Source organism: Siphonobacter sp., assembly GCF_048595215.1.
Lineage (GTDB): Bacteria > Bacteroidota > Bacteroidia > Cytophagales > Spirosomataceae > Siphonobacter.
Map to the genome: position 1 here is coordinate 1 of NZ_JBMDWJ010000170.1, position 6991 is coordinate 6991.

The window sequence follows — 6991 nt, forward strand, 5'->3', positions numbered from 1 at the left end:
ACTGCTTCTGTCCGATGCGTTCGTCGTACAGGTAATCATGCTTGACGGAAGGCAGGGCAGCCAGGCCGTGCGGCGGGATCAGCCACCAGAGCAGGCGGGGGATCGAAGCAAAGTCCGACTTGAATCCCCAGGGCATTTCCAGTCGCTGGCCGTAGTAAGTAAATCCGACGCGTTCGTAGAGCACAAAACGGGTGGTTTTTACCGTGCGGAGCCGCCAGAAACGCCGTTTCTTAGGCATCAGAGGCCGATCCTTGACAAAAACAAAGTCCGGATACTGTCGCATGTTTAGCTAAGGCTCAGGGGTGAAACGGGCTCCTGCTCCCGAAGCGGCAAGAGGGTGAACTGATAGGTGGTGGCCAGCAGCTGAGCCGCCTGGTAGCGTTGGGGTTTGGAGCCTACGAGCAAGCCGGCAATGAGCTGATTGACCTGAGCATTAGCGGTAGCCGTGGCCTGTTCGGGCGTCAGGCTGGGATCAGCGGCCTGGACGGCCGGTACCAGCACTTTGAGAAAATCCGGACGGTCAGCGTTTTTAGTGCTGCGGGCCCGGCCGGTTTCGTCGATGAACTGAATGAACAGCGTGAAGGGAAACGTTTCAGCGTCGAGCGTGAAAGGCAGGTCGATGACCTTTCCCTTCAGGCTGACAATCTGGTAGCTGAGACGGTCGATGTCCTGGAACGTCTCAGGCTGGATACGAAAATCAAACATGATTAGGGGGTGGGTTAGAAATTACAGGAGGCGGCGAAGTTGAACTTGTACGGGAAGCGTACCGGAGGCGGTGCCATCATCCCCTACGGTACGAATCTGGAGGCGGGCGGTATTGACTCCCTTACCCAGCAACCACCGATATTCGACCGTCACGTCGTTGGTGGCGTGGGCATAGCCATTGAAAGTCAAAGGGATGGGCGTGTCGGCATTGGTACCTTCCGTGAGGGTGATCTGGCCCGTACCCCCGTAGAAGTACAGACGGCCGCCTTGATCGAACGTAGAAAAGCTTAGGCTAACCAGGTACGTAGCCCGAAACTCCAGGTCTTCAATGGCCGTGAGCACAGTCATCCAGTCACCCGGCTTATAAGCGATGTTCTTGGTCAGCTTTCTTGTGCTGACATTCACTCCGTTCAGGGCAATCGAACCGTCGAACTGCACATTTTCGCCGGAATCGGCCGACACGCCGATCATCAACCTGTTTAGCCGGTTGACTTCGGCCTTCACGTAGGTATACTGCCATTTGGAGTACTGCCAGTCGGCACCGGGAAAACGGACCAGCGTGGCACCACCAACGCCTTGAGGGATGGCGTGCGGATAGATCTGAATAAAGCAGCCATCGGCCCGATTGACGACCCAGGCAAAGCCGTAGCCATACGCTTCCGTAGGGGCGAATCGATCCGTACGCCAGGTTGCAGCGGCGTAGAAATAGATTCCGTCGGAAAGCGTACGCCAGTCGGTTTCCGCCGTGATGGGGTTTTCTTTGAAGGAGGTTTTCGCCAGCACCTGAGACAGGGGCAGCAGGCCAAAACCCGCGTCCGGGTGCAGAATGTCCGTCGTACGGTAGCCGCTGGGAACGTCAGCGAAGGGACGGAACGCGGATTCGGGTTCCGAAGGCATTTTCCAGGCGAATTTGTTCTGGCCGCCCTGGTTGATCATTCCCACCTGAAAAACGCTAAATTCCAGATCGGAACCCTTTTGAAGTTCGGAATAGTATAGCTTTTCGCCGGGTTCGAACTTATCAATGGTTTGATCAGTGATCTGGATAACCCGGCTGTCTCCTGCTCCCGATACGGTGAAGTGTACGTCTTTTAAAAAGACCTTTTTGGTAATGCCGGTAATGAGAAAGTCTCCGATAGCGTTCGTGGGCAAAGAAAGCTTAATCGGCCAGCTCCGATCATTTGCCGTTACGGCTGTAACGTATTTGGATGTATTACTTTGCCGCACGACGGCTAGTAACTGCTCGACCTGATCAGCGAAAGCAAAAATCCCCTCACGAAGCTTCGCGGGGGTAATATCTTCTGTGGTGTTGTCCTTCCAGATACTAGTTCTGAGCCAGTTCTTCAAGTTATCGAATACTCCCATACAGTTTAAGAGAATCCCTTACTGAAGCCTTTCGAGAAAGCCCCAGGGGTGGGTTGTGGGTTAGGATTGTCAGGGTTTTTAGGATCGTCCGGATCAACAGGAAGCACAGGCCCAGGCTGCGTTTCGCCCGTCGGTTCCGGCATTTCGGTGTACCAGACTTTCGCCAGGCCTTTCGGCTTGAGACTTACTAGGTACCGCGGGGCCTTGGCGTATTCGCCGGTGTTCTTGTATTCGTAGGTCAGATATAAAGTCTGAAAGCCGCGAATGAGGCCGGCTCGTACTGGATACGCTAGGACAAAAAGTGGGAGTTCTGATAGACTAGTTAGCCAGGCTAAGACAGCCGGCGAATCATTAATGGTTTCAAAGGTCAGATCTACCGAAGTAGCCGAGCCGAAAGCGGAAGATCCGCCGAGCATCGATACGGAAGCGGTTTCAGGCCTGAAGTAAACCTTTACCCCCCCTACCCCATTAAAAGAGGCCGGCAATGCTTCAGGAGCCCACCGGGCGAAGGGCAGCAGCACATTTCGGGCGTCAAACAAAAAAAGCTTCGACAGCGAACCGTAGTAAGCTGCCGAAGCGGTTTGAGTAGGAAAGGTGGGGAGTGGGTTAACCATCACGCAAAATTTACCTTTGCGGATGGCATTGCGTGTTACAAAAAAAACCGCCTTTTGAGCGGTTTAGAGGGGTTTTGGTTAAGGAAAATACTGATAATCAATAACCGTTTTGTGACAAATGAGGCCCTTTTGTGACAAAATCGTTAAAATTGTGACAAAGGGGGGGGTAATGTGACAAATTATTTTTGCTTTTTTTTACTCAGTAATTCACCTCTTTTTAAGCGGGAAAGCGTAGCCTGTCGGTAAGATTGTTGACGTATTTTACCTTCATGCTTGGGATCGAAATCGTACTGATCCATCACGATCCGGGCAGCGGTACCGGGGTTGGTCAGCACTGATCCCATATTGAGTTCTTTGGTAATTGAGTGGTCCCGGATGGTGTCGAAAGCTTTTCCAAGTTTGTACAGGTGCAGCGAGTCAAACTGATTAGGTTTAAGATCCTTGGGCAGCTCAATCTCAATCATTACCGTATCGCCGTTGCGGGTAGCCTTGTTTTTTATGTTAAGGGTGAAAAACCCGTAGGCTAGTTCAAGCTGCGACCGAATAAGCGGATTTACATGAGGGATAGGTTCGCGACCGGAACCGAATTCAGAAAGCATATACTCCTTGGTGAGAGCCTGTACGGGCACCTCAATAGACGCCACCGGGGTGGCGATTCTAGCGGCAGTGGACATAGGTGTTCTGGGGGTGGAAATTTTCCTCCAAAATACGATTTTAGCGGCGACTAAACAAATGATTTAACTATACAAGAAAAAGCTCAATCCTCTGAAGGACTGAGCTTTTTCGATAAGTAGTCATATTTAGAGTATTTTCTACACTAAATGGGCTTTATTCCGATTTTCTGTACGTCACCATTCCATGGATGAATTGCCCTATTAATAGAATCGGTGCAGGAAGAAATAGAATCATAAATAAGTGATCTTCAGTAAACTTGCTCGGATGAATTTCCTGTTTGAGAAAAGCAATGATCAGGTAAATGAGAATGGCCGTTACCAGATACTGGAGCAAAAAGCCGAAAAAGTACAGGAGCGGATAAAAAAATAACTTATGTTTCATTTCGTGTAGTAGTTTTTAGTTGGTCTTGAAAAGTACCTGTAGGCCTTATAAATGGCGAACGGTACGAGTATGGACAGGGTAATCAGGATCGCGTCGTTCATGGCCAGAGATGAGTAAATAATGACCACAAAAGGATTCCAAATCCGATTACCCCAATAGGGAGACCAATCAACCAGACAGCAACATTTAGCCAGTTATAGCCTTTAATTTCTTGGAGCTTTGCCAGGTAGTAAACGTAGAATCTTCCACTGAAAAAGCCGGATCTTGCTGGGACGGACCTGGAGGTGTTTGGTTTTGAGGTGCCCATATATGAGGTGATTAAGTAGAGTTTTGACAAATACCCATAAGCCTACAGAGTGGCTTAGGAGAATAACAGCCGTGATAATCTCACGCTGGTGACGGGTAACGAGTAGTATTAATCGTTGGAGAATCATTAGCTTTGCCGTGCGTAATTTTTAATCATTCAGGGGTTTGAATGTTGGGCCTTCGGTTGGGGAACCGAAGGCCTTTTTTGTTAATGCTTATCCCAGGCTACACTGATCGATGTTTTTGTCCACGTGAAACGGACAGGTTTAATCGTTATAACAGCCTTGTAGGAATGCCAGATCATAGGCCAGTTTTCAGCTAAATAGGTTAGAAAGAGTACAGCAAGGGCCAGAGCGAGTACGGAACCCGCCGCGATAAGAAGGTTAATCATTTGCGTAATTTTTGGGATTTGAGATTACTTCACTGGGGAAAGTGAAGGGGGAGAAATTGAAGGGGTACTAATATTCTGAAAGCGTAAAGGTGGTATCGACGTTGAATCGCTGGGGAGTGTGATAGTTCATCCATTTTTGATACACCCAAACCTGATCTTCTAAGCGATTTACTTGGGATTGGTAAGCACTAATCGCCCTATTTTGAGAAGCAATATGCCTTTCATAAATGGCCAGACGCTCATCCTTGAGTTGATCCATTGTATCCCTAAGCTTGATATGCTCCTCATAAACGGCAATGTTTCTAGTCAAAACTGTATTATTGGCTGTTAGCTTTGAATTAAGCTTTTCTAACTGCTCGACCATCTGCCAGCCTTTGAGATCTTCCCGGACCTGTTCCATTTGGGTGTTGTCGCAAGCCAGCAACAGGCTGGCCAGGAATGCGAAGGTTATTTTTCTAATCATAGATTAATGGGCTTCACGGAATTCTTGTAAATCTGATTCTAATCGGTAATATTCCTCTTTAAGTGCCTCTAAGTAACTGACGGGTTCTTCGTCTACGAATTCGTATCCAAAGCCTTGCAGTACCGTTTCGATGTTACCCTGCAACCTAATTAAACTTCCCATTCTGGAACTGGCTACGACGTCGTAAAGACAGCTGAGCAAAGCGAGTGGAAATTTTACTTTGATTTGATGGTTATAGGGATATACCTGAAACCGTTTTTGCTGGGGTAGCTTGATAAGCTTGTTGGAAAGCTGGAGAAGTAAATAACCTTTGTGCAGGTTGTCAAAGGAAGGCGATTCTAACTCTTTGTCTTCGCGGTAAAGGTGCTCAAAAGCGTATTTCATCGACATTTGAAGAACTCCTATTTCTTCCAGACAAAGGAAAACTTCAACTTCCTGCACCCAGCGAAAGTAATAGGGTGTCATTTGGCCAGTCATGTCATCTTTTCTTATTTATGTTCCACTTATTAGCTAGATCCTGAACGAGTGGTAAATCAGCCTCTTTTAATGAAACAAAGGTTTTTCGATAAGCTTGGAAGAAACCGACACATCGACCACGTGGATAACCTTTTACATCCTGAAGCCATTGACAGTAATCACCAAACTCCTTTTCTGATTTAAAACGGCCTGGATCAAACTTGAATAATTTTTCATCTTCCGCTTTCTTGGCAGCTTTAGGACCTTGTTTATACTGGGCGGCGATGTCTTTGTAGGCAAGTTTGTTTTTCTTCATTGCATAAACATCGTCAAGGATTTTCTTAAGTGGATAATAAGCTTGAGCAATGCCGTGTAACTCGTAATTATCAGGGGTTAATTCAACTACTAATTCCTGACGTCGATCACTATAAAACGCATTTGTGTAAAACTCCATGTAATACGTTTTCTCAAGGTATCCGTTCGAAATTAATCGACTGACAAAGCCTAAGAGTGAAGAAGCTGGGTCCGAGTTTTCTGTTTGCCCTGTAAACTTTGAATAGCCTTTCATTTCCTTCACTGCGTTGCCTTCGGTCATGTAATAGGTGGCTTTCCAAACGGCGTAAATACTATCACCTTGCGGCTTACGTGGAACCAACGGTCGGTTCATTGCTGGAGTAGCGGACATAGCGGGATGACATTTTGACGGGCGGGCTTTTTCGAAAATTTTTGCACACCGCCCCTAACTTTGTTAACAAAAACTGTGGTAAACAGCTTTTAGGAAAAGCTGAAATCGAGGTACTCCCCTAACCGAATAACAGGAAATCCGGCCTTAAAAAAACGCCCAGCGTTAGGGCAAAAAGATTCTTATCAGCCGCTTCGGAGGACCCAAATACGACTTAGCGGGGATAGCTATACGTCAAATTCGCGACATTGGCGTACAGCTGGAGATATACCAGAAAGTTTTATGTAGGGAAACGTCGAAGGGTTGTTTTGCTTGCCATAGGAAAGAGTATTAAAAAGTTGTACTTTAATTGGTTGAACTGACGAGCTAAACGGCCTCTAAAAACTCCGTACTTGCTCTGTAATCGACGGACAAATGCTTAAGCTCTAAAGACTGTGGTTTTATTAAAGATAGCCCTCCAGAAAGCTCCGGAGGGCTTTTCCGGAATAATTAACCCACACCTTTAACTTAATCGGTTGTCCGAGTAATAAGGGCTCGGTGAAATAACACCCTTATTGTGCACCAGCTGGGATTCGATCCCTATTACCACACAAGCAGCTACGTTTGCATATAATGTCTGGTGCAAATATTATCTGTACTAAACTTGGTTTACATACTCTCCAGGGAAACCCTGGAGAGTATTAATATCATCTAACCTAACTCTAAGATGCCGCAAGACACATTATTGAAACTGGTAGGGGTGTCGAACCCCATCCCCTTCACTTACCTCCTACTGTCCACTCCAGTCACCCCGCTAAAGTCCCACGTATGGTCATCCAGCGGATATTCTATAGTTTAAGTTAAGGATGAATATTTTGGAACTTATGGAAGTTAGAAAATGGAGATTTACCTTTCAATAAAAGTTCACCTAGCATCTCAGTAATATGCGGTTGGTGATTCACTAAGCCACCTATACC

General features: G+C 47.0%; 10 protein-coding genes. All 10 read right to left on the bottom strand.

Features of this window, described 5'->3' with window-relative positions; all coding sequences use genetic code 11:
• On the bottom strand, positions 1 to 283 hold a 283-nt coding region (locus ACOJTG_RS09885; RefSeq protein WP_420153674.1), incomplete at its 3' end, for a DUF1353 domain-containing protein.
• Positions 284 to 285: 2 nt separating this feature from the next.
• Entirely contained in the window at positions 286 to 705 is a 420-nt protein-coding gene (locus ACOJTG_RS09890) for a hypothetical protein (RefSeq protein ID WP_420153675.1), read from the bottom strand.
• Positions 706 to 726: 21 nt separating this feature from the next.
• The gene (locus ACOJTG_RS09895) at positions 727 to 2067 is read right to left on the bottom strand and encodes a hypothetical protein (RefSeq protein WP_420153676.1); all 1341 of its coding nucleotides are present in this window, start codon (positions 2065 to 2067) and stop codon (positions 727 to 729) included.
• 5 nt (positions 2068 to 2072) lie between these two features.
• Positions 2073 to 2681 (bottom strand): hypothetical protein, encoded by a 609-nt coding sequence (locus ACOJTG_RS09900; protein WP_420153677.1) that lies wholly within the window; start codon positions 2679 to 2681, stop codon positions 2073 to 2075.
• Positions 2682 to 2860: 179 nt separating this feature from the next.
• The gene (locus tag ACOJTG_RS09905) at positions 2861 to 3355 is read right to left on the bottom strand and encodes a hypothetical protein (protein ID WP_420153678.1); all 495 of its coding nucleotides are present in this window, start codon (positions 3353 to 3355) and stop codon (positions 2861 to 2863) included.
• Between the two features lie 154 nt (positions 3356 to 3509).
• A complete protein-coding gene (locus tag ACOJTG_RS09910) occupies positions 3510 to 3737 on the bottom strand; it encodes a hypothetical protein (RefSeq protein ID WP_420153679.1) in 228 nt (75 codons plus the stop codon).
• A 514-nt stretch (positions 3738 to 4251) separates the two neighbouring features.
• On the bottom strand, positions 4252 to 4434 hold the full coding sequence (locus tag ACOJTG_RS09915; protein WP_420153680.1) for a hypothetical protein: 183 nt from the start codon (positions 4432 to 4434) through the stop codon (positions 4252 to 4254).
• 67 nt (positions 4435 to 4501) lie between these two features.
• Positions 4502 to 4897 (bottom strand): hypothetical protein, encoded by a 396-nt coding sequence (locus ACOJTG_RS09920; protein WP_420153681.1) that lies wholly within the window; start codon positions 4895 to 4897, stop codon positions 4502 to 4504.
• A gap of 3 nt (positions 4898 to 4900) precedes the next feature.
• On the bottom strand, positions 4901 to 5362 hold the full coding sequence (locus ACOJTG_RS09925) for a hypothetical protein (protein ID WP_420153682.1): 462 nt from the start codon (positions 5360 to 5362) through the stop codon (positions 4901 to 4903).
• A 13-nt stretch (positions 5363 to 5375) separates the two neighbouring features.
• Complete coding sequence (locus tag ACOJTG_RS09930) at positions 5376 to 6038, bottom strand: hypothetical protein (protein ID WP_420153683.1); 663 nt, start codon at positions 6036 to 6038, stop codon at positions 5376 to 5378.
• Positions 6039 to 6991 lie beyond the last annotated feature (953 nt).

Excerpts from the sequence above, each read along its gene's own strand:
- ACOJTG_RS09920 (WP_420153681.1), bottom strand. The coding sequence starts at position 4,897 with ATGATTAGAAAAATAACCTTCGCATTCCTGGCCAGCCTGTTGCTGGCT.
- ACOJTG_RS09890 (WP_420153675.1), bottom strand. The coding sequence starts at position 705 with ATGTTTGATTTTCGTATCCAGCCTGAGACGTTCCAGGACATCGACCGT.
- ACOJTG_RS09915 (WP_420153680.1), bottom strand. The coding sequence starts at position 4,434 with ATGATTAACCTTCTTATCGCGGCGGGTTCCGTACTCGCTCTGGCCCTT.
- ACOJTG_RS09910 (WP_420153679.1), bottom strand. The coding sequence starts at position 3,737 with ATGAAACATAAGTTATTTTTTTATCCGCTCCTGTACTTTTTCGGCTTT.
- ACOJTG_RS09930 (WP_420153683.1), bottom strand. The coding sequence starts at position 6,038 with ATGTCCGCTACTCCAGCAATGAACCGACCGTTGGTTCCACGTAAGCCG.
- ACOJTG_RS09905 (WP_420153678.1), bottom strand. The coding sequence starts at position 3,355 with ATGTCCACTGCCGCTAGAATCGCCACCCCGGTGGCGTCTATTGAGGTG.
- ACOJTG_RS09925 (WP_420153682.1), bottom strand. The coding sequence starts at position 5,362 with ATGACACCCTATTACTTTCGCTGGGTGCAGGAAGTTGAAGTTTTCCTT.
- ACOJTG_RS09895 (WP_420153676.1), bottom strand. The coding sequence starts at position 2,067 with ATGGGAGTATTCGATAACTTGAAGAACTGGCTCAGAACTAGTATCTGG.
- ACOJTG_RS09900 (WP_420153677.1), bottom strand. The coding sequence starts at position 2,681 with ATGGTTAACCCACTCCCCACCTTTCCTACTCAAACCGCTTCGGCAGCT.